The 22,641-nt window shown below is 50.2% G+C and carries 17 protein-coding genes and 1 tRNA gene; 5 read left to right on the forward strand and 13 right to left on the reverse strand.

Annotation, left to right across the window (positions count from 1 at the left end; genetic code table 11):
- The first annotated feature begins 28 nt into the window (after positions 1–28).
- The 4 genes from BLU97_RS03390 to BLU97_RS03405 are packed head-to-tail and all read left to right on the forward strand — an operon-like array spanning position 29 to position 5,203.
- On the forward strand, positions 29–865 hold the full coding sequence (locus BLU97_RS03390; RefSeq protein ID WP_074760243.1) for a phosphate acyltransferase: 837 nt from the start codon (positions 29–31) through the stop codon (positions 863–865).
- On the forward strand, positions 865–1,935 hold the full coding sequence (gene buk / locus BLU97_RS03395) for a butyrate kinase (protein ID WP_074760244.1): 1,071 nt from the start codon (positions 865–867) through the stop codon (positions 1,933–1,935). The genes BLU97_RS03390 and buk overlap by 1 nt, the downstream gene beginning before the upstream one ends.
- Before the next feature lie 18 nt (positions 1,936–1,953).
- On the forward strand, positions 1,954–3,306 hold the full coding sequence (locus BLU97_RS03400; RefSeq protein ID WP_081352836.1) for a HAMP domain-containing protein: 1,353 nt from the start codon (positions 1,954–1,956) through the stop codon (positions 3,304–3,306).
- Positions 3,299–5,203, forward strand: coding sequence for an ATP-binding protein (locus tag BLU97_RS03405; protein WP_074760246.1), 1,905 nt, complete (start codon positions 3,299–3,301; stop codon positions 5,201–5,203). Before BLU97_RS03400 ends, BLU97_RS03405 begins: the two co-directional genes overlap by 8 nt.
- A gap of 376 nt (positions 5,204–5,579) precedes the next feature.
- On the opposite strand, the gene gyrB is transcribed toward BLU97_RS03405, so the two are convergent.
- The 3 genes from gyrB to BLU97_RS15920 form a co-directional block, all read right to left on the reverse strand.
- Complete coding sequence (gene gyrB / locus BLU97_RS03410; protein WP_013063082.1) at positions 5,580–7,556, reverse strand: DNA topoisomerase (ATP-hydrolyzing) subunit B; 1,977 nt, start codon at positions 7,554–7,556, stop codon at positions 5,580–5,582.
- A gap of 160 nt (positions 7,557–7,716) precedes the next feature.
- Positions 7,717–7,971 (reverse strand): 30S ribosomal protein S20, encoded by a 255-nt coding sequence (rpsT, locus tag BLU97_RS03415; protein WP_013065333.1) that lies wholly within the window; start codon positions 7,969–7,971, stop codon positions 7,717–7,719.
- Positions 7,972–8,125: 154 nt separating this feature from the next.
- A tRNA-Glu gene (locus BLU97_RS15920) sits at positions 8,126–8,197 on the reverse strand.
- Between the two features lie 104 nt (positions 8,198–8,301).
- Here BLU97_RS15920 and recO point away from each other — a divergent pair.
- Positions 8,302–9,027, forward strand: coding sequence for a DNA repair protein RecO (gene recO, locus BLU97_RS03420; RefSeq protein ID WP_074760247.1), 726 nt, complete (start codon positions 8,302–8,304; stop codon positions 9,025–9,027).
- Positions 9,028–9,037: 10 nt separating this feature from the next.
- Here recO and ftsZ read toward each other — a convergent pair whose 3' ends face one another.
- Genes ftsZ through BLU97_RS03470 form a run of 10 tightly spaced genes read right to left on the reverse strand, consistent with a single transcriptional unit; the run spans position 9,038 to position 22,641 of the window.
- A complete protein-coding gene (ftsZ, locus tag BLU97_RS03425) occupies positions 9,038–10,366 on the reverse strand; it encodes a cell division protein FtsZ (protein ID WP_369821141.1) in 1,329 nt (442 codons plus the stop codon).
- Between the two features lie 27 nt (positions 10,367–10,393).
- A complete protein-coding gene (gene ftsA / locus BLU97_RS03430; RefSeq protein WP_028906589.1) occupies positions 10,394–11,848 on the reverse strand; it encodes a cell division protein FtsA in 1,455 nt (484 codons plus the stop codon).
- 4 nt (positions 11,849–11,852) lie between these two features.
- Positions 11,853–12,608: a cell division protein FtsQ/DivIB gene (locus BLU97_RS03435; protein ID WP_074760248.1), complete on the reverse strand. Its 756-nt coding sequence runs from the start codon at positions 12,606–12,608 to the stop codon at positions 11,853–11,855.
- A gap of 18 nt (positions 12,609–12,626) precedes the next feature.
- Complete coding sequence (murC, locus tag BLU97_RS03440; RefSeq protein WP_074760249.1) at positions 12,627–14,000, reverse strand: UDP-N-acetylmuramate--L-alanine ligase; 1,374 nt, start codon at positions 13,998–14,000, stop codon at positions 12,627–12,629.
- 31 nt (positions 14,001–14,031) lie between these two features.
- The gene (murG, locus tag BLU97_RS03445; protein WP_074760250.1) at positions 14,032–15,135 is read right to left on the reverse strand and encodes an undecaprenyldiphospho-muramoylpentapeptide beta-N-acetylglucosaminyltransferase; all 1,104 of its coding nucleotides are present in this window, start codon (positions 15,133–15,135) and stop codon (positions 14,032–14,034) included.
- A gap of 42 nt (positions 15,136–15,177) precedes the next feature.
- Positions 15,178–16,416 carry an FtsW/RodA/SpoVE family cell cycle protein gene (locus BLU97_RS03450; protein ID WP_074760251.1) on the reverse strand — a complete coding sequence of 413 codons (1,239 nt, stop codon included), beginning with the start codon at positions 16,414–16,416 and terminating at the stop codon, positions 15,178–15,180.
- Between the two features lie 3 nt (positions 16,417–16,419).
- On the reverse strand, positions 16,420–17,751 hold the full coding sequence (murD, locus tag BLU97_RS03455) for a UDP-N-acetylmuramoyl-L-alanine--D-glutamate ligase (protein ID WP_074760252.1): 1,332 nt from the start codon (positions 17,749–17,751) through the stop codon (positions 16,420–16,422).
- Between the two features lie 8 nt (positions 17,752–17,759).
- Complete coding sequence (locus BLU97_RS03460) at positions 17,760–19,031, reverse strand: phospho-N-acetylmuramoyl-pentapeptide-transferase (RefSeq protein WP_074760253.1); 1,272 nt, start codon at positions 19,029–19,031, stop codon at positions 17,760–17,762.
- 11 nt (positions 19,032–19,042) lie between these two features.
- Positions 19,043–20,494, reverse strand: a complete 1,452-nt coding sequence (locus BLU97_RS03465; RefSeq protein WP_074760254.1) for a UDP-N-acetylmuramoyl-L-alanyl-D-glutamate--2,6-diaminopimelate ligase — start codon at positions 20,492–20,494, stop codon at positions 19,043–19,045.
- Positions 20,495–20,517: 23 nt separating this feature from the next.
- Positions 20,518–22,641, reverse strand: a complete 2,124-nt coding sequence (locus tag BLU97_RS03470; RefSeq protein WP_074760255.1) for a penicillin-binding protein — start codon at positions 22,639–22,641, stop codon at positions 20,518–20,520.

A 22,641-nucleotide genomic window follows, 5' to 3' on the forward strand; every position in this document is an offset into this window, starting at 1 on the left:
CCATTAAACCGATAAAATTGATAAACCTATGCAGTCGATACGAACTTTAAATGATATGATAGTATTCCTCCAGCAGCGTGGCGACAAGAAGCGTGTGGCTGTGGTTTGTGCCAACGATGCCAGCACCCGATACGCTGTTGAGAAGGGTAAGGAAATGGGATTTATCGAGCCTATCTATGTGGATGGCGAGGATAAGGAGGAATGTGCTCGACGTGCTGTGGCGATGTGCAAGAATGGCGAGGCTGACATCCTGATGAAGGGCCTTGTGAACACCGATGTGTTGTTGAAGGCTATCCTTGATAAGGAGCATGGTATTCTGCGTCCAGGCCATGTGCTCACCCATGTGGCAATGGCCGAGATTCCCAAGTACGAGAAGCTGCTGTTTTTTACCGATGCAGCCGTGATTCCTGTACCCACCGAGGCCCAGCGCCGCCAGCAGATACACTATGTAAACTATGTGTGCCACGCCTTGGGTATCGAAGAGCCTCGTATCTCGTTGATTCATTGTGCAGAGAAGGTGAGCGCCAAAACATTCCCATATACCGTGGATTACTTAGAGATTATAGCCGAGGCTCAGACGGGTAAGTTCGGTCGATGCATCATCGACGGTCCGCTCGACCTCAAGACATCGCTTGACTCCGTTAGTCTGCGCGAAAAAGGTATCCACAGCGTGATTGACGGACAGGCCGATGCGTTGATATTCCCCGATATCGTGGCTGGTAATGTGTTCTACAAAACCATCACCCTGTTTGGCTATGCCAAGACGGCTGGTGTGTTGCAGGGCACCCAGTGCTGCTGCGTGCTGCCATCGCGTGCCGACAGCCCCGATTCAAAGTACTACTCTTTGGCTTTAGCAGCAATTTAATGAAGATATTAGTTATAAATCCAGGTTCAACATCAACGAAGATTGCCGTTTTCGACGACGAATCGCCTCTGCTGGTCCGCACCATTGCCCATAGTGCCGACGAACTGGCCCGTTTCGACGATGTGATAGAACAGCAGGACTTTAGAAAACAGCTGGTACTCGACGAGTTGCGCCAGGCCGATATACCCGTGGAGTTTGATGCTGTGATAGGCCGAGGCGGACTGGTGAAACCGCTCGAAGGTGGTGTTTACGAGATTAACGACCTGATGATACAGGATACCCACAGCGGTATTGCCCTGCATAATCATGCTTGTAACTTAGGCTGCCTGATAGCCCACGAGATAGCTGCAACCATCCCTCATTGCCGCTCGTTTATAGCCGATCCTGGTGTGGTGGATGAGTTGAACGACTATGCCCGTATCTCAGGTTCGCCGCTGATGAACCGTATCTGCATCTGGCATGCCCTTAACCAGCGCGCCATAGCTCGCAGGTATGCATCGGAGATAGGTAAGGAGTACGAAGACCTGAATCTGATTATCTGCCACATGGGTGGCGGCATCTCTATCGCAGCCCACGAAAAGGGCCGTGCCGTTGATGCCAACAACGCCCTGGATGGCGAGGGCCCGTTCTCGCCCGAACGTGCTGGTTCGCTGCCAGCATCGGATCTCATCCGACTTTGTTTTAGTGGAAAATATAACGAGAAGCAACTGCTGAAGCGCATTGCCGGCAAGGCCGGACTGAATGCCCACCTGGGTACCAACGATGTGCGCGAGGTGTTGCGACGCATCGAGGATTATGGCGACCAGCACGCCAAGCTAATCCTGGATGCGATGATATATCATGTGGCCAAGAACATCGCCTCCGAGAGTGCTGTGCTCTGTGGTCAGATAGATGCCATCCTGCTAACAGGTGGTCTTGCTAGGAGTGAATATATCGTGAGTCGTATCCGCGAGCGTGTAGGCTTTCTGGCACCCATCCGCTGTTTCCCTGGCGAAGACGAGATGGAAGCGCTGGCCCTGAACGCCCTGGCGGTGCTGCAAGGCAAACGAAAAGCTAAGGAGTACAAGTAAACAAAAACGCAGGTAAGTATGACTAAACTAACTAACTTTATCAAAGGCCGTCTATCAGTCAAAATCAGTCTGATGGCTGTCTCGGCTATGGCCGTTCTTCTCATAGCCTCGTTGGTAGTCATGCTGCTTTACTCGCGTAAGAAAGTAAGGGAGGAAACCTTGGCACGCGTTACCCTGACCCTCGATGCCACTGTGCAGAATATCGATAACATTCTGCTGAGTGTTGAGCAGGCTACGGGTAATGTGTATTACAGTCTGCCATCTCGTATCAACAATCCAGAGGCATTGGAACTCTATCGCCGCAAACTCATAGATAGTAACCCCTATGTGGCCGATTGCACCATCGCCCTTGGCGATACTACAGTAAGCGAGTCGAAGTGGACCGTAAAACCTGTTCAGGAGGGTAAGGAGCCGCTTATCAGTTTCAGCGTGCCGTTGTATAATACAGCAGGGCAGCTTGCGGGTTACGTCAGTACCGATGTGTCGATAGGATTGCTCTCACGTATTGTGGCTCAGACCAAACCATCCGAGAACTCGTTCTGTGTACTGCTCGACAGCGTGGGCAACTTTATTGTGCATCCCGATGCTGAGCAGCTCATACAACAGTCGGCCATCGAGATATCTAAGGCTAATGCCAACGCTGAACTTGTCGGGGCTGTGCAGGCCATGATAGCCGGTCAGACCGATTATCGCACATTCCGTTTGTGGGGTACCGATTTCTATGTGTATTTCAAGCCCTTCAGTCGTAGCAGCGTGCGTGGTCGCACCATCGGGCATCTGGGTTGGAGCGCAGGCATCATCTATCCTGAGCGCGATATCTTTGGCGATTACAACAATTTGCAGTACTATGTGCTGGTTATCAGTATTATAGGTTTGCTGTTGACATTCCTGTTGAGTCATGCGGTTATCAAGAGCCGCTTGAAGCCTCTGCTTATGCTTACGTCGCAGGCGCAGCATATTGCCGCAGGTAACTTTAGCGAGCCCATCCCTGATAGCAAACATATTGATGAGGTGGGACGTTTGCAGGATAAGTTCCAACTGATGCAACGCTCGCTGGCCACCCAGATAGATGAGCTGGAGAGCCTGAAGAATACCTTGTATCAGCGCTGCGAGGGATTGCGAAAGGCTTACGATCAGGCTAAGAAGGCCGACCGTATGAAAACCTCGTTCCTGCATAACATGACCAACCAGATGACGGAACCTGCCGATGCCATCGAGAAGGATGTGCTGCAGCTTTGCAGTCAGTCGGATCGTGATACAGCCCAGTTGGTGAGCGATGTACAGAAGAAGGGTAAGGCCATCACCGAGTTGCTGAAGAATCTGATATCGATGTCGGACGATGAAATGAGAAAGGAGGCCGATCATGATTAATATCCGTAAGTCGTTCTCAACCAAGCTCAGCGTGGCACTCCTGATTCTGGCTGCTCCCATCTTTGTCATCTCGCTGGGTGTGCTGTTCACTCAGTCGCGAAAAATGATTCGTAACGAGGCCATCGGGCATGCCAGCAGCGTTCTGAATGCCACCATGCAGCAGCTTAACCGTCATTTCCTGACTATCGAGACGGCTACAAATGCCAATCTGTGGCAGGTAGAGCAGGTGTTTACACCCGACTCGCTGTTGTATTTTGCCAACCGTATCGTGAGTCTTAATCCCCATATTGATGGATGCTCTATCAGTGCCCAACCTGACATGTTCCCCCAGTACGGACGTTATTTCTCGGCTTACTCGGTGCGCAAGGCCGACTCGGTAACCACAGTTATCGAAGAGCCCTACGACTATTTTAATAAGGTATGGTATAAAACGCCCCACCAGTTGCGCGATGCCTGTTGGGTAGCCTATTACGACGAGGTTGACTCGTTGGAGCTCACTCTCGACGGCATGTTGGCATCGTATTGCAAACCGCTTTATAATGCCGATAGCGCGTTTGTGGGTGTGATTTCTACCGACCTCTCGTTGTTGCGACTATCGCACGAAATGTCGGCTATGAAACCCTATCCCCATTCTTATTTCATGCTGATAGGCGAGAATGGCCGCTATTATGTGCATCCCGATTCTACGCTGCTGTTTAAACAAACCATCTTTACGGGCGCTGATACCCGCAAACAGGCCGACCAGATAGTACTGGGACACGAGATGACCAGCGGCAAAAGGGGTAATATGATGGTAAACATGGATGGTGCCGATTGTATAGTTTGCTACCAGCCTGTGCCTGGCACCAAGTGGAGCCTGGCTATTGTGTGTCCTGATAGCGATGTGATGGAAGGTTACCATCGACTGATTTATATCGTGGTATCGCTGCTGGTACTCGGCTTGCTGGTGATTATTCTGTTGAGTCATCGCGCTATGGCTCATACCATCCGTCCGCTGCACGAGCTGCTGGATAAAACCCAGAGCATTACAGCTGGTAACATGGATGTTACTATCCCTCGCACCACACGTATCGATGTGATAGGCCGTTTGCAGAACAGCTTTGCACAGATGCTGGAATCGCTTAACTACCACATGAAGAGTGTGCGCTTTGTGAGCGACCAGACCCGCCAGCGCAACGAGGAACTGCTGCAGGCCACCCGTATGGCTCAGGAGGCCGACCGCCAGAAGACCACTTTTATACAGAACGTTACCCACCAGATACGCACGCCGCTGAATATCATTATGGGCTTTGCTCAGGTGCTGAGCGATGCTGGTAGCGGTAACCTGTCGGACGACGATCTGAAGAATGTTACCGATACCATGAACCATAATGCCACCCAGCTTAACCGCATGGTGCAGATGCTGTTCGACAGCTCTGATTCTGGACTGAACGAGGAGATGAATTGCGATAAAACCGACACGCTGCTGTGTGTACAAGAGGTCCATCAGGCTGCAGATGTGGTGCGCCAGCGCTATCCTGGTGTCAGCATCAGCATTCAGTCGCAACTGGCCGACGATTTCAGTGTGCTTACCAACCGCACCTATTTTATGCATGCGTTGTTGGAGCTGCTGTACAATGCCGCCAAGTATTCCGACGGAAAGCATGTGGAGTTGCAGGTATCGGCCGATGAGGCTATGGTTAGCTTTGTGGTTCAGGATCAGGGTAACGGCATCCCTGAGGCCGAAGTAGAGCACCTGTTTAAGTTCTTTACCAAGGTCGACGACCTCTCCGAAGGTCTCGGCTTGGGCTTGCCGCTTGCCAAGCGCCACGCTCAGAACCTCGGCGGCGATGTAGTTCTCGACACCACCTACCACTCTGGCTGTCGCTTCATCCTCACCATCCCAAATACAAATTAAAGAATAGTGAAAAAGATATGTTTTCAAGGATTGATGGCAATGTTTGCCATCGGTGCTTCGGCCCAGAAGTGGGTGGAATGCCAGAAAATAGGTTTGCGGTAACGGTGAAGATAGATTCGACCATCTTTCCGCTGCCCAGCGCACCCTCCGCATGATGATGTGGTAGAATACGTAAAGTATCACTTTTATGTATAAGGTGTTGAAATACAGAATGATAGGTGTAGTGATGCTTTTTGTGGAAGTATCACTCCTAATATGATACATGTATAAAAACAAAACAACTTGTTTTGCTTTGTAAGAGATAGCTTCTTAAATAGTAAAAGACTATCTTTTACGCTACAAAACAAGTTGTTTTGTTGTCGTATCTGACGTATTATTATGCGTCGATATTGGCGTAGGTGGCGTTCTTCTCGATGAACTCGCGGCGTGGTTCTACGTCGTCACCCATCAGCATTGAGAAGATCTCGTCGGCCTCGGCAGCATTCTCGATGGTAACCTGCTTGAGCAAGCGGTTCTCGGGGTTCATGGTGGTTTCCCAAAGCTGCTCTGGGTTCATCTCACCAAGACCTTTGTAGCGCTGAGTGTGCAAGCCCTTGTCGTCGCCGTTGCCAGCCACGTACTTATCGATGAATGCCTGGCGCTGCTGCTCGGTGTAGCAGTACTCTGAGGTCTTCTTATAAGTACACTTGTAGAGTGGAGGGGTAGCGATGTAAAGGTGACCACCCTGGATAACCTGTGGCATGAAGCGATAGAAGAGTGTCATGATCAGTGTGTCGATGTGAGAACCATCGACGTCGGCGTCGGTCATGATGATAATCTTATCGTAACGCAGCTTATCGATATTGGCATCCTTTGAGTCCTCGCCGTCAACGCCGAAGCGTACACCGATACTCTGGATGATGTTCATAACTGATTCGGCCTCGAACACACGGTGCCACTGTACCTTTTCTACATTCAGAATCTTACCACGCAGAGGCAGGATGGCCTGGAAGTGACGGTCGCGACCCTGCTTGGCAGAACCACCGGCCGAGTCACCCTCGACGAGGAAGATCTCACACTCCTTAGGATCCTTGTTTGAGCAGTCGGCCAGCTTACCAGGCAGACCACCACCAGTCATAGGATTCTTACGCTGTACACTCTCGCGGGCCTTACGGGCTGCAATACGTGCTGTAGCGGCCAGAATAACCTTCTCGCAGATGGTATGAGCCTCTTTGGGGTTCTCCTCCAGGTAGTTGGTCATCGCCTCGCCTACGGCCTTCTGTACGGCTCCGTTCACCTCACTGTTACCCAGCTTGGTCTTGGTCTGACCCTCGAACTGAGGCTCAGCAACCTTAACAGAGATGATAGCGGTAAGACCTTCGCGGAAGTCGTCCTGGGCTACCTCGATCTTGGCCTTCTCAATCTGCTTGCGCAGCTGATCGTCCTCGTCGGCATACTTCTTCAGAGTGCGGGCCAGAGCGATGCGGAAACCAGTAAGGTGGGTACCACCCTCGATGGTGTTGATATTATTAACGTAAGAGTGGATATTCTCTGAATAATCGCTGTTGTACAGCAGAGCTACCTCGATGGGCACACCATCCTTCTCAGTTTTCAGGCAGATAGGATCGCCGATGATTGAGGTGCGGTGACGATCGACGTAGCGAACGAACTCCTTGAGTCCCTCCTTGGCATGGAATACCTCGGGCTGACGGAGGTTGCCCTCCTCATCAGGACGCAAGTCGGTAAGTGTGATGGTGATACCGGCATTCAGATATGCCAGCTCGCGCATACGCTTAGCGATGATGTCGTATTTATACTCGGTAGTAGTAAAAATGCTGCCGTCGGGCCAGAACTGCTGGCGGGTACCGGTCTTGTCGGTGTCGCCTACAATCTTTACGTCGTAGAGGGGCTTACCCTTCTCGTACTCCTGCTGGTAGATGTGACCGTTACGGAATACCTGCGACATCATGTGGGTAGAGAGCGCGTTTACACAGCTTACACCTACACCATGCAGACCACCTGATACCTTGTATGAGCCCTTATCGAACTTACCACCAGCGTGGAGTACTGTCATAACCACCTCGAGGGCGCTCTTGTGCATCTTCTCGTGCTCATCTACTGGGATACCACGACCGTTGTCCTGAACGGTGATTGAGTTATCCTCGTTGATGGTTACCTCGATGTGGGTACAGTAGCCAGCCATGGCCTCGTCGATAGAGTTATCAACGGTTTCGTTTACCAGATGGTGGAGACCCTTCTCACTGATGTCGCCAATGTACATAGCAGGACGCTTACGTACAGCTTCCAAACCCTCGAGTACCTGAATGTTACTCGCGGAGTAGTTTTGTTCTTGGTTCAGTTGTTCTTCTGTCATTATTTTAATTCTTCAATTTTTCGATTCTCGAAATTTACCATTTTGGTTGCAAAGGTACAAAAAAAAGTTCAGATAAACGTAGTTTATCTGCTAAAAAACTGAAAAAAGAAAGCCGCAACCCTCTTGGGGCTACGGCTTGTACTTATTTGTTGGGTAAATATTATCCCAGCTTGTTAACGTGCAGTGCAAGGCTTGACTTCAGGTTTGCGGCCTTGTTCTTGTGGATTACGTTGGTCTTAGCCAGCTTGTCCAGCATCTTCTGTACCTTTGGGAACAGAGCTACAGCCTCTTCCTTGTTTGTTGTAGCACGGAGCTTGCGAACTGCGTTACGCATTGTCTTTGCGTAGTAGTGATTGTGAAGTGCTCTTTTCTTCTCCTGACGGATTCTCTTCACTGATGACTTGTGATTTGCCATGTTTTTTGAATGAAATTTAAATTGTTAATATAAAGCTTATGGGTCTTACGTCGTTAAGGCTGCCCTGGGCGGGTTCTTGCGAACCCTCCGCCACCTTATCCCATCCTTGAAGGCTGGTAGCACATGGCTGTGCAGATGACAGATTTAAATTTTGTAGTCCCTAGGAGAGTCGAACTCCTCTTTAGAGAATGAAAATCTCTCGTCCTAACCGATAGACGAAGGGACCATCGCGCAAAATGCGGGTGCAAAGGTACTACTATTTTTCGGTTCTACCAAATTTTTTTAGTAAAAAATAACATTTTACGAATATTTTTCGTACCTTTGCACCGTATGTTGACGAAAACTCAGGCTATTGTGCTGCATGCTATCAAATACGGCGAAACCCGACTGATAGTAGATATGTTTACCAAAGTGTTTGGTAGGCAGGCGTTTATTGTGAGCATACCCAAAACACCCAAGGGGAAGGTAAAGAAGCAGTTTTTCCAGCCATTGACTATTTTGGAAATAGAAACCGATATACGTCCAAGACAGCAGCTGCAGAAGTTGCACGATGTACGGTTGGCTGCCCCCTTTGCATCGATACCGTTTGAGCCCGACAAGTTGGCCATCTCGCTATTTGTAGCCGAATTCCTGTATTATGCGTTGCGATCGGAACAGCGTAACGAGTTGCTGTACGAGTATCTGGAGAATAGTATTGTATGGCTGGATGGTCAGCAGACGAGTTTTGCTAATTTCCACCTGGTGTTCTTGTTGAGGCTGACACGTTTTTTGGGTTTCTATCCGAATCTTGACGATTACAAGGATGGCGATTATTTTGACTTGCGTGAGAGTGTGTTTATGCCCGTGCCGCCTGTGCATCGCGACTTTCTGCATCCTGAAGAGGCACAGAAGGTACAGCTGATGATGCGTATGGATTTTCCTACGATGCATCTGTTCCGCATGTCACACCAGGAGCGCAACCGCTTGCTGGAGGTATCACTAAAATATTATCGACTCCATCTGCCGGATTTCCCAGAGATGAAGTCGATAGAGGTATTGCAAGCCTTATATCAGTAAGGCAGCTGATTTACATAAACTTAATAGTGCCCTGAATAGGTTCCTGTGGCTCCTGGTTGGGCTCGTCGATGTTCACAATCTCATCTACGTTGCTGGCCTGCGAGTTGATGCTATCCAGAATCTCGCGGGTACGCTTGTAGGTAGGTGTCTGCTCAACAGCAGAGATCACATCGTCGTTATCCAGATCCTCAGGACGGAACAGGTAGATGTTTGGACGGCGCTTGTAGCGCTTGGTGGCACCCTCGCCGCCATAGTAGCGGTTACGACGGTCCTGACGCTCGGCTGCTTTCTCCTGCTCGGCAGCAATACGGTTGATATCCTCCTGAGAGTGCTTCTTCAGGTGGCCGTTCATACCATCTACATTCTCGATGCCGAAACCGGTGGCCAGGATAGTTACCTTAACCTTCTTGCCCAGCTCAAGGTCGGTTGCCAATCCCCATTTAATCTCAAAGTCGTTGCCGAACTTAGCCATGAAGTCGTTAACATCGTTCATCTCCTCCATCATAAGTGATGACTGACCATCCTTTGAGCCAGCAAACGAGATAGAGAGCAGAATCTTCTTAGAGTTGAAGATGTCGTTATCGTTAAGCAGCGGTGAGTTGAGGGCATCCTCAATAGCCTTCTTTACACGACCTTCGCCCTCGCCATAACCGGTACTCATGATAGCTACACCACCATCCTTCAGTACGGTCTTTACATCGTTGAAGTCGAGGTTGATGAGTCCGTGAACAGTGATAATCTCGGCGATTGACTTGGCGGCAACACTCAGTGTGTCGTCGGCCTTGCCAAAGGCATCGAGAACCGACAGCTCTGGATAAATCTCACGCAGGCGCTCGTTGTTGATAACCAGCAGGGCGTCGACATGTTTCGACATCTCCTCGACACCGTCGAGAGCCTGGTCGATCTTGCGGTCGCCCTCAAAGCGGAAGGGGATAGTAACGATACCTACGGTAAGGATACCCAACTCCTTAGAAACGCGGGCGATAACAGGGGCTGCACCAGTACCGGTACCACCACCCATACCTGCGGTGATGAATGCCATGCGGGTGCCGTCGTTCAGCATGGTGCGGATGTCGTCGATACTCTCTTCGGCAGCCTGACGAGCCTTCTCAGGCTTGTTTCCTGCACCAAGACCCTCCTTACCCAACTGGAGATGTACGGGTACGGGCGAATCGTTAAGTGCCTGGTTATCGGTGTTGCAAAGCACGAATGTAACATCGTGAATGCCTTCGCGATACATGTGGTTAACAGCATTGCCACCACCACCGCCAACACCAATCACTTTGATAATGCTGTGCTCCTTCTCCGGTGCTCCGAAGTCCAGGATGTCTATATTCATATTATTCTCCATAATTCTTCTTCTTTTTTAATCTTCTTCTTCAACAATCTTCTTTCCAAAGTTCAGGAGTCCCTTCTTGAACTTGTTCCAGGTGCTGTTTTCCTTGCGGATGCGGGCCTCTTCCTCTTGCTGGCGGCGCTCCTCCTCAAGGCGTGCGCGCTCTTCCTCCTCCTGCTGGCGGCGGCGCTCCTCTTCGGCTTTCTGCTTCTCGGCCTCGGTACGGATAACACCTGCTGGCAGATCGGTAGTCTGACGGGCTGGGCGCTGGTCGTTAGTGAGATGTGGTGTCTGAGGTCTCAGACTGGCAAACAGGTCGCCGTTAGGATCGAAAGCATCGCCGGCGCAGTTGATGTCGCCCTTGGCCAGCAGACCTAATACGGTGTTCATCGTGCCGTTGTGGGCCTTGATGTCCTCGTTGCTGGTCTGCACAGTCTGCGATACAAACTTGGCGATGCGGATTTTGTCTACATGAGTGTGGTTGAAGAAGGCTTTCTCGATGTTCTTCATGTTCGAACCACCACCTGTCAGGATGATACCGCCTAACAGTTTGTCGTAATATTCAGATGGTATCTGGTACCATACGTTTTCGATAATCTCCTCTAAGCGACCCTCTACAATCTCGATGAACTTACGGCTCTCAACCTGACGGTCGGGATCGATAGAGTACTTGAGCTCGTTGTCGATTTCGTTGTTGTCGGTATAGGCCGAACCGTACTTCAGTTTCATCTTCTCGGCATCGCTCTCTTCCATCTGGAGGGTGGCGATATCCTTGGTGATATTATTGCTGCCCAAAGGGATGACAGCCAGATGGCGCAGGATATTCTTTGAATAAACAGATACAGTAGTGGTATCCGAACCGAGGTCGACAAGGGCACAGCCAGAGCGCTTCTCAACCTCGGTAAGCACGCTATCGGCTAGTGCCAATGGTGCGAGGTACATCTCAGCTACGTTGATGCCGGCTGTCTCGAAGCACTTGTTCAGATTGCGGTAGAAGGCCTTGCGCTCCAGAATGTTCAGGAAGTGACCTTCGAGATGGGTGGCCTGGATGCCTACTGGGTCCAGCTGGAACTGGGTGCCAACCTTGTATTCCTGTACGGCAGCATCGAGAATTTCCTGGTCTTGGTAGGTCATGTTACGGTTAGCATCCATCAGTTCGATTACCATATCCTGTGTGATGATGGTTTCGCCTGGAAGATCCTTGGTTACTACGTTCTTAACGCTGCGGATTGACTGACCGCCAACGCCGACATACACCTGTGTGATCTGAGTCTTGAGCTGATTCTCCAGTTTCTTGATAATACTGGTAAGGCATTGTGCGGTCTTGTCGATGTTATAAACCACACCTTTGCGGATAAACGACGAAGAGTTCTCCTTGACAACAGCCAGTACGTTGATGCTGCCGTCGAGATTCTTCTGTCCCGCGATTCCGGTTACTTTGGACGAACCGAGTTCAATTGCTACAATAAAATCCTTTGCTGCCATATTATTAATCACTATTCACTTTTTTACATATAATTTGGTTGCTGAACTCTACATTGATATAGTTGTACTTGTTCCAACCGGCCTTGTTAAGACCGTAGATGTAGAACTTACGCAGACGTTCGAGCTTGCTGTCGATATTTGTGGGCGAGCCCAGGTACACAACATGCTCGCCTACACGGGGTACCATCTCGATGGTCCCATTGGGCAGAACGTTGAGCTGTACAGCCTGGTTGCGCCAGAAACTATCGCCTACAATCTGGTTGGCCACCTTCGACAGGGCTTTCTGGGCGTACTTCTTGCTGATGCGGCCTGTGGCTACCAGAATATCGGTGGCATAACCTGCCTCGGGCATGATGTTGCCATGATGGTCGAGATAGTAGTTCTCGCCGTTCTCGGCCATGATGCGGATAACAGGTATGCGCTGTTTGATGCTGATGCACACATGTCCGTTCAGTGTTTTATAGCACTCTGCCTTCTCAACAAACGGACTCTTAAGCAGGGTCTCCTCCATCTTGCGTGGCGAGATGGTGTTCATGGGTTGCGAGAGTGGGTACAACTGATGCTGTGTGAGCAGCTTCTTGACTTCGGCTGGATTCAGAAAACCCTCCATCGACTCCTGTTCGATGTCGATGTTAACCTCGGTGCAGGCTTTGGCCATGGCTTCGTCGGGGCTGTTGAAAGCGGTGACGGCCAGTATCAAGTAGATGCCAACGGCTGCGTTGCAGGCTACCAAGAGGATATGTTTCCAGTTGAAAGTCATTTATATTTTACAATTATACTATTTACTATTTAGAATCTTGACCATCTGGGGAACCTGGTTGTCCAGGTCGCCAGCGCCCAGTACGATGAGTACCTCGAAATCGTGGTCCTTGATGTAGTCGAGTACATCGGCCTTCTGTATCATCTTCTTCTGCACACCTGGCTTCAGGTTGTCGTAGATGAGCTGCGAGGTAACGCCTTCGATAGGTAATTCGCGGGCGGGGTATATCTCAGTGAGTATCACCTCGTCGAGCTGACTCAGAGCATCGGCGAAATCCTTGTAGAAATCGCGGGTGCGGGTGTATAGGTGGGGCTGGAAAATAGCTGTGATATGCTTGTTCTTATACAGCTCGCGGATACTCTTGGCACTCTGATAGATCTCTTTTGGATGATGGGCGTAATCGCTTAGGAACACTAACTTATCGGTCTTGATCTTGAAGTCGAAACGACGATCCACACCACCATAGGTCTGCATGCCGTACTTCAGTTCGTCGGCTGTACAACCATTCAGCTGTGCCATAGCCATAGCGGCAATGCCGTTCTCGATGTTGATGGGTACGGGCTGACCTAACTGTACGTTCTTAACGCTCTCGATGGGCGAAATGAAATCGAATGTAATCTCGCCGTTATCAATGCGGATATTCTCAGCGTGGAAGTCGCCATCGTTCAGACTATAGTCGTAGATACGAACACCTTCCTGTACGTTCTGCTTCATCTCCAGATCGCGATGGATAATCAGGGCACCGCCTGGCTGGATGAGCTCGGTGTAATGACGGAAACTCTCCAGGTAAGCCTCTTTGGTACCATAGATGTCCAGATGGTCGGGGTCGGTAGAGGTGATAACGCTCATCCAAGGGCGCAGCCAGTGGAAAGAGCGGTCGAACTCATCGGCCTCGATAACCACGTAGTCGGAATCCGACAGGATATAGTTGGTGCCGTAGTTCTTGGAGATACCACCCAAGAAGGCATTACAGTCGAGCTGACTCTGGTGCATGATATGTGCACACATGGTAGATGTGGTGGTCTTACCATGAGTACCTGCTACGCAGAGACCTTTGTGACTCTTGGTAAGGGTGCCCAGTACCTGAGCACGCTTCTGAATCTCGAAACCGTTCTCGCGGAAGTACTTGAGCTCCTGATGATCGGCAGGGATGGCTGGGGTATAGATAACCAGACACGACTCTTTCTTCTTGCACACGTGAGGAATCTCGTCGACACTTTCATGGTAGTGGATAAGCATCCCCTCGTTCTCGAGGTGCTTGGTCAGGTCGGATGGGGTCTTGTCGTAACCAGCTACCACCAGGCCTTTCTTAATAAAATAACGGGCGATGGCACTCATTCCAATGCCACCGGCGCCTACAAAATATACTGCTTTTATATCGTTTAATTCCATAATCTCTTTTTCACTCTTCGCTTTTCACTTTTTACTTTCCTGCCAACTTGATAACCTCCTTGGCAATGATGTCGGCAGAGTCGGGCAGGGCGAGCTTTAGAACATTCTCGCTCAGCGACTGCAGCTTCTGGGCATCGGCAACCGTCTTGATGGCCAGCTCCAACAGGGTGGCTGGTGCGTCGGCATCCTTCACGTAGATGGCTGCATCGCGGTTGGCCAGAGCCAGAGCGTTCTTGGTCTGGTGATCCTCGGCCACATTAGGACTTGGTACCAGGATAACGGGCTTGCCAATAAGACAGAACTCCGAGATACTGCTGGCGCCGGCACGACTGATAACCAGATCGGCGGCCTTGTAGGCAGCGCCCATATCGGTGATAAAGTCGGTTACCACTAGGTTGGGGATATCCTGTCCCTTCAAACGCTCGGCAATCTCAGCGCTGTAGTACTTACCGGTTTGCCAGATAAACTGGGCATCGGCAGCCTTTACCAGGTCGAGGTGCTGCAGCACGCTCTCGTTGACGGTGCGGGCACCAAGGCTACCACCTACCAGCAGAATGGTTTTCTTGGTAGGATCGAGACCAAAGGTCTTGATGGCATCCTCGCGTGAAATCTTTGTGTCGAGCAGAGCCTGACGTACGGGATTTCCTGTAAGGATAATCTTGTCGGCAGGGAAGAAACGCTCCATTCCCTCGTAAGCCACACAGATCTTGGCGGCTTTCTTGGCCAACAGTTTGTTGGTAACACCTGCGTATGAGTTCTGTTCCTGAATCAAGCAGGGGATACCCATGGCGGCAGCCTTGTTAAGGGTAGGACCGCTGGCATAACCACCAACACCTACAGCTACCTGAGGCTTAAAATCCTTGATAATCTGCTTGGCCATACGCTGGCTCTTCCATATCTTGTACAGAACCTTAAAGTTCTTGAGTAAATTCTTTCTGTCGAAACCGCAGATAGGTAAACCTTTGATTTCGTAACCTGCAGCTGGCACGCGTTGCATCTCCATTCGTCCAAGGGCGCCAACAAACAGAATTTGGGCGTCGGGACGCAGTGCCTTCACGGCATTTGCTATTGAGACGGCTGGGAAAATATGTCCTCCAGTGCCTCCTCCGCTAATGATGACTCTTAGTTCTTCCATATGATATTTGCTTATTGCGTGCAAAATTACAAATTTAATTTCTTATTCTGCTATTTTTAACTCCCTTTTTTTCGCAGAACGGCTAACACTTAATATAACACCGATGTAGGCACAGTTAATGATGGTAGATGTACCACCTTTACTGATGAGTGGAAGCGGCTGTCCGGTAACGGGTGCGATACCTACGGCTACCAGCATATTGAACGAGGCCTGGATGACTAACAGCAGGGCTAGACCCATGGCCAGGAAGGCTGGGAAATTGTTCTCGCAGCGACTGGCGATACGGGCGGTGCGGTATAGCAGCACAATGTAAAGGAATACTACTGCTGTGGCGCCTACAATACCTAACTCCTCGATGACAATAGCGAAGATAAAGTCGGAGAAGGCCTGTGACAGGAAGTCGCGCTCAACCGACTGACCAGGACCTTTACCGATGATGTTACTCGATACGATGGCAATGTTAGCGTGCGCCACCTGTGCATCCTTGTCGAGGTCGTACTGGTCCGGAGTAATCTCCTCTTTGTTCGAGAATTTCTTGATACGTGATTTCCAGGTGTCGGCACGGTGCAGCAACTTCTCGATTTTACTCTTCTCCTTGGGGACAGTAACCACCTGCTCGGTCTGGGCTTTATCTACGGCCACATTGGTATCGTTACCTACGGCCATGATGAGCAGCAAGCCTACCAAGGCCAAACCAATCACTATACCAGCCAGTTTTATCAGTTGCAGGGCGGGCACACGGCCGATGATCATCATGAGATATACGACCAAGCACAGCAGGGCTGCCGTCGACAGGTTCTCGACCATAATTAGGAAGGCGATGGGGACCACGATGCACAGGATGTACTTGAAGGCCTTTTTGTCGGCTCCGTTCTCGCGTTGCATAGCACTCAGAATCTGGGCTGTGGCCAGCACAATGGTGCCTTTGGCTATCTCGGACGGCTGGAACGTTAAGCCGAAGATATTAATCCATCGGCTGGCATCACCGGTTCGTTCACCAGCAGCCAGTACCCATAGCAGCAGTACTACGGTGATGATGAGTAAGAAAGGCGTCATCAGCTTGAAGTAACGGCACGGGATGTTAAGGGTAACTACCGCTACCACAGCACCCAATATGATGGTGACGGTGTGGAACACGATAGGACCCATATAGTTCTGGCTCTTATACGTCAGGTTACTCGAGGCAGAGAATACCTCGACAATACTGATCATACAGAGGAAGAAGAATACCATCCAGATGACCTTGTCTCCTTTGAAGATGTTGCCTATTTTCTTGTTCATTCTTTACAGACTTCTTGCTATTGTCTTAAACTGCTCGCCGCGATCCTCCATGTTCTTGAAGAGGTCGAACGAAGCACAGCAGGGGCTTAACAGTACGGTTTCGCCTGGCTTGGCCATCTCGTAGCAGGCCTCCATACACTCCTTCATAGAGTGGGTGTCGCGAACGGGAATGCCTAAGTTGTCGAAGTTATCGTGCAGTTTCTGGTTGTCGGCACCCAGGTACACAATACCCGAGCACTTCTCCTTAACCAGTGGTTTGATGGGCTCGTAATCGTTGCCCTTATCCTTACCACCGATAATGAGGATAACCTTGGTTTTCATAGCCTCGAGGGCATACCAACAGGCATCTACGTTGGTGGCCTTTGAGTCGTTGATATACTGCACACCACGAACGGTGCATACCTTTTCTAAACGGTGCTCAACACCAGGGAAGTCGCTCAGACTCTTGCGGATCTCTTCCTTCTTGATACCAGCAATGTCGGCAGCGATACCGGCAGCCAGCGAGTTGTAGATGTTGTGCTTACCCGTCAGACTCAGACTCTCCTGCTCCATGTTGAATGGCTCGGGCTTCTCAATCTTATACTGGCCCTCCTCGATGTAACCAATCACGCCCTTCTCTTTCAGCTCAGAGAATGGGTACTGGATAGAGTGGATATCGTACTTCTCTAATTCGCGCTTGATGATGGGATCGTCGGCCCAGTAGATGAAGGCATCCTTATCTGTCTGGTTCTGGATGATACGCATCTTGGCATCTACATAGTTCTGCATCTCGAAGTTGTAACGATCCAGATGGTCGGGGGTGATATTCAGCAGAATAGCGATGTCGGCACGGAAATCGTACATATTGTCGAGCTGGAACGAGCTGAGCTCGATGATGTAGTATTCGTGTGGATCCTCGGCCACCTGCAGAGCCAGCGAGTTACCGATGTTACCAGCCAGACCGGCATCGTAACCAGCCTCCTTAAAGATATGATAGATGAGCGAGGTAGTGGTGGTCTTACCGTTAGAACCTGTGATACAGATCATCTTTGAATCGGTATAGCGACCAGCAAACTCAATCTCGCTGATGATATGGATACCTTTGGCAATGATTTTCTGAATCATGGGAGCGGTATCGGGGATGCCTGGACTCTTGATGATTTCGTCGGCATTCAGAATCTTCTCCTCTGTGTGCTGACCCTCCTCCCACTCAATCTGGTGGTCGTCCAACTGTTTCTTGTACTTGTCGGCAATCTTCGACATGTCTGATACAAACACATCGAAACCTTCTTTCTTTGCGAGAACAGCGGCTCCTGCGCCACTTTCTCCTGCTCCTAATATAACAATCCTTTTCATATACTTGTTTAACGCATCTTTAATGTGATGATGGTGAGGGCGGCCAGAATAATCGAGGTGATCCAGAATCGGATAGTGATCTTCGACTCGTGGAACGGACGATGAGGCCAACTCTTCAGAATATATCTACTTGTAGCATCGAGCTGTGTGTCGAGCTTACGGAAATTGTCGTGGATAGGTGTGGCACGGAATACGCGCACACGCTGACCCTTGCGTTTCATGAACTTGAACCACTGGGTCTGGATAATCACACTCAGACTCTCGACGAAGAAGATACCGCACAGGATAGGCAGCAGCAACTCCTTGTGGATGATGATGGCGGCTACACCGATGATACCACCGATGGTAAGCGAACCGGTATCGCCCATGAATACCTGAGCGGGATAGGCATTGTACCACAGGAAACCAATCATGGCTCCGATGAATGCGCAGAGGAATACAACCAACTCCTCAGAGTGGGGGATATACATGATGTCGAAGTATGAGGCATAACCGATGTGCGATGACACATAGGCCAGTATGCCTAACGCCACACCGACGATAGCTGAGTTTCCTGCACACATACCATCCATACCATCGTTGAGGTTGGCACCGTTTGATACGGCTGTAACGGCAAAGATGGTGATGAATACGAAGATGATCCAACCGGCAGCTACCTTGTACTTGCCGCAGAACGACATCACGTTAGAGTAGTTCAGGTTGTGATTCTTTATGAATGGGATGGTGGTCTGTAACGATTTTACAGCCTCCTTCTTATGCTTTACCACAATCTCCTGGTTCTGCTGACGGACGTTCACATTCTCGCGAACCACTACATCGGGACTGAGCCAGAGTGTGAGACCAACGATGAAGCCGATACTTACCTGACCAACAATCTTATACTTACCTTTCAAGCCATCCTTGTTGCGCTTGAAAATCTTGATATAGTCGTCGAGGAATCCCAGGAAACCTAACCATACGGTGGTGATAACCATCAGGATAAGATAGGTATTACGGATTCGACCGAAGAGCAATACCGGGATGAGGATGCTCACGATGATGATGATACCACCCATGGTGGGCACACCCTTCTTCTCTACTCCGAATGGGTCGATACTTGGATCGCGCTCGGTCTCAAAAATGCTGCGGCGCTTCATCCATTTAATAAACTTCTCACCAAACCATGCTGAAAGCAGCAGCGAGAGGATGAGCGTGAGCAGTGAGCGGAACGAAATGTACGCCCACATGTGTGATCCAGGTATATCGTACTGGTCGAGGAATCTGAACAGATAGTATAACATTGTTGCTATTATTATGAGTTAAAAATTTCCTTTACTACTTCCTTATCGTCAAAGTGGTGCTTGACACCTTTAATTTCCTGATAGTCTTCATGGCCCTTACCGGCAATCAGAATAACGTCGCCCTTTTCGGCCAGCATGCAGGCGGTGCGGATAGCCTCGCGGCGATCAACAATGCTCACAACCTTCTTCATCTGCTTCTGGTCGAGACCTGCCAGCATATCGTTGATGATATCCTGTGGTTCCTCAAAGCGTGGATTATCAGAGGTGATAATCACTTTGTCGCTCTGCTTAACGGCCTCCTGAGCCATGATGGGGCGCTTACCCTTATCACGGTTACCGCCAGCACCGCATACGGTGATGACCTTACCCTTGCCGTTCAGTACCTCGTGGATGGCATTGAGCACATTCTCCAAAGCATCGGGGGTGTGGGCATAGTCAACAATGGCTGTATAGCCTTCGGGTGAGTGGATAGGCTCCAATCTTCCGTTCACGCTCTTCAACGTACTCATAATGAGTAGGATATCCTCGGGCTTCTTGCCTAGCATTACAGCTGCGCCGTAAACGGCCAACAAGTTGCTGACGTTGAATTTACCGATAAACTGCACGCCAACCTCCTTGCCGTTGATGTCGAGATACATACCCTCGAAGTGGCACTCGATGATCTTTGCCTTGAAATCGGCCATGGTGCGGGTAGAGTAGGTCTTTACGTTGGCCTTGCAGTTCTGTACCATCACCATGCCATTCTTGTCGTCGGCATTGGTAATGGCAAAGGCATCTTTCTCCAAACCATCGAAGAAAGCTTTCTTGGCATCACGGTAGTTCTCGAAGGTCTTGTGATAGTCCAAGTGGTCGCGTGTCAGGTTGGTGAACAAACCACCTGCAAACTTCAGTCCGCCGATACGCTTCTGAGCGATGGCATGACTCGAACACTCCATGAAGGCGTACTCGCAACCGGCATCAACCATCTGAGCCAGCAAGCGGTTCAGCTCGATGGGGTCGGGAGTAGTATGATCGGCTGGGATAGCCTCGTCCTCGATGTAGTTGCATACAGTTGACAGCAGACCGCACTTATGTCCGAACTTGCGGAACATATTATATAATAAGGTGGCGATGGTGGTCTTACCATTGGTACCTGTTACTCCAACCAGTTTGAGTTTGCGCGATGGGTCGCCATAGAACTGGGTGGCAACCTCGCCTACGCAGCTTTCGGTAGATTCAACTGCGATGTAGGTTACACCTGGCTCGCGTTTGTTAGGGAAATACTCGCAAAGTACGGCTACGGCACCTTGCTCGATAGCTTTTGGAATGAACTTGTGTCCATCGGTTACGGTGCCTGGGATGGCAACGAACAGATGACCAGCTTCAATGCGACGTGAATCGATATTCACACCCGTAATCTCTACATCAACATCGCCCAGCGTGTTGAGTACTTCTACATTCTTGAGCAGTTCATTTAACTTCATATGCTTATACCTTATTATATATATTAATCTAAAATGAGTTCGCACACCATACCTTGCCTAACTGCAGTTCCGGCGTGGATACTTTGTGATTTAACTTTTCCTCTTCCTTTGATGCGTGCCTTAACGCGACGGCTCTCTAACAGATAAACGGCATCTCTGGCACCCATGCCTGTTACATCGGGTACGGTATGCTTGCTGCCTTCGCGATAGTTGGCGCTGCTAGGAGCCGAAGCCTTGGTCTTAAGACTGGCCAATACGTAGTTGGCAGCCTGGCTGTCACCCTTCTTAACTGCTGGTGTAAACGATGAGCGCGAATCGCGGGCATCATCCACGCTACGCTTCAGGCTCTGCGCCATTACACCTTCGGCAATATGGTGGAATACCACACCACTCATACCACCACCAGATGCGGGCAGGCCCGACTTCTTGAGGCATACGATACAGGTGTAACGTGGGTTGTCGGCAGGGAAGAAACCTGCGAAACTCAACCAGTAACGGGTAACGCCTGAGTGGTAACTACCAAACTGGTCGGCCACCTGGGCTGTACCTGTCTTACCTGCCACCTTGAATGATTTAGAGCCAGCCTTCTTACCCAGACCCTGACTAACCACGTGTTCCAGAATGGTCTGCATGGTCTTGATGGCCTGTGGCTTGGCAATGCGCTCTTTCAGCACGACTGGTTCGAACTCGCGAATCACCTCGCCGTTCTTCATCAGCTGCTTAACAAAGCGTGGCTGCATCATCTTGCCGTTGTTGGCTATCGCATTATAGAAAGCCACGGTGTTGATAGGTGCTATCTGGGTTTCGTAACCAATACTCATCCAGGGTAGGGTGGTCTTACTCCAGTACTTGGATCTGTCGGTAGTCTTGGTATCCGGCATACGGATCATAGGGGTGTGATAACCCACCAAAGGCAACTTCAGGTCCTCGTGTATACCTATTCTATATAGACCCTCTACGTATTTCTTGGGGTTATGACCATAGTACTTGTCAATCAGGTAGCTTACGCCGATGTTCGAGCTCACCTCGAGAGCGCGTGCTACATTGATGGTGCCATAGCCGCCACGACGCCAGTTGTGATCCTTCATGGGACGACCGTGCATTTCCATCACACCACAGCCTGTTGGGATAGTCATTGTGGTGTCGATCACACCATCGTCGAGGGCAACAAGGAACGAGGCTACCTTGAATACTGAACCTGGTTCACAACGGTAGCTGATGGCATTGTTCACCATCTCGTAATAGTTGCCGTCCAATCCACGGGTCATATTTACAATGGCTTTTACGTCGCCGGTCTTTACCTCCATCAGGATGGCTACGCCCATTTCGCCGTTAATCTCCTTCAGTTCATCTACCAAGGCACGCTCGGCTAAATCCTGCATGCCTACATCGATGGTGGTTACTACATCTACACCATCCTCGGGCGACAGTACAGGGATGTCGAGGTACTTGCTCAGAATCTTACGACGATGCATCAAACCATTCTTACCACGGAGCAGGGTGTCTAATGAGAGCTCCAGACCATTCTTGGCGCTATCTTTAGCACCGTACATCTCACCGATGGTACGCTGGGCCAAGGTGCCGAATGGCTTACGGCGTGAGTTGAAGGTTTCCCAGTGGAAACCGCCTTTATACAGTTTCTCTCTGAAGATGGGCAATTCGTGCACCTCGCAGAAAGTGTTGTAATCAATACGGCGAGGCCAGATAGCCCAGTGACGGGCACCTATGGTACCGTTCTTCATCACCTTACGCTTGCCTTCCAACAGATGCGCCTTGAATTCGGCTGCCGACTTCTGTGGGAAAATCTGGTTCAGTCCATAGCAGATGGTATCAATCTCGGCTGCCCAGATGGAGTCGCGATTGTGTACACCAGTAGAATCCTCGGCGCCAGCCTGGAAATCCATATATACCTTATACTCAGGAATGCTGCTGGCCATCAGCTGACCGTCGCAACTCAGAATATTTCCACGATTAGGCTTCACGGTAACGCTATCGCGCTTCAGTCGCGAGGCCACCTGAGTCCAATAATCCTTCTTGGCAGTCATGATGTACATGGCTTTGCCCACTACGGCAAAACCAATCAGCGTGAGTACTACTGCTATGACGAAGTAGCGCGGCATGACTTTATCGCTATTGAACTTACTCAT

This window comes from Xylanibacter ruminicola, from assembly GCF_900107775.1.
GTDB classification, from domain to species: Bacteria; Bacteroidota; Bacteroidia; order Bacteroidales; family Bacteroidaceae; genus Prevotella; species Prevotella ruminicola_C.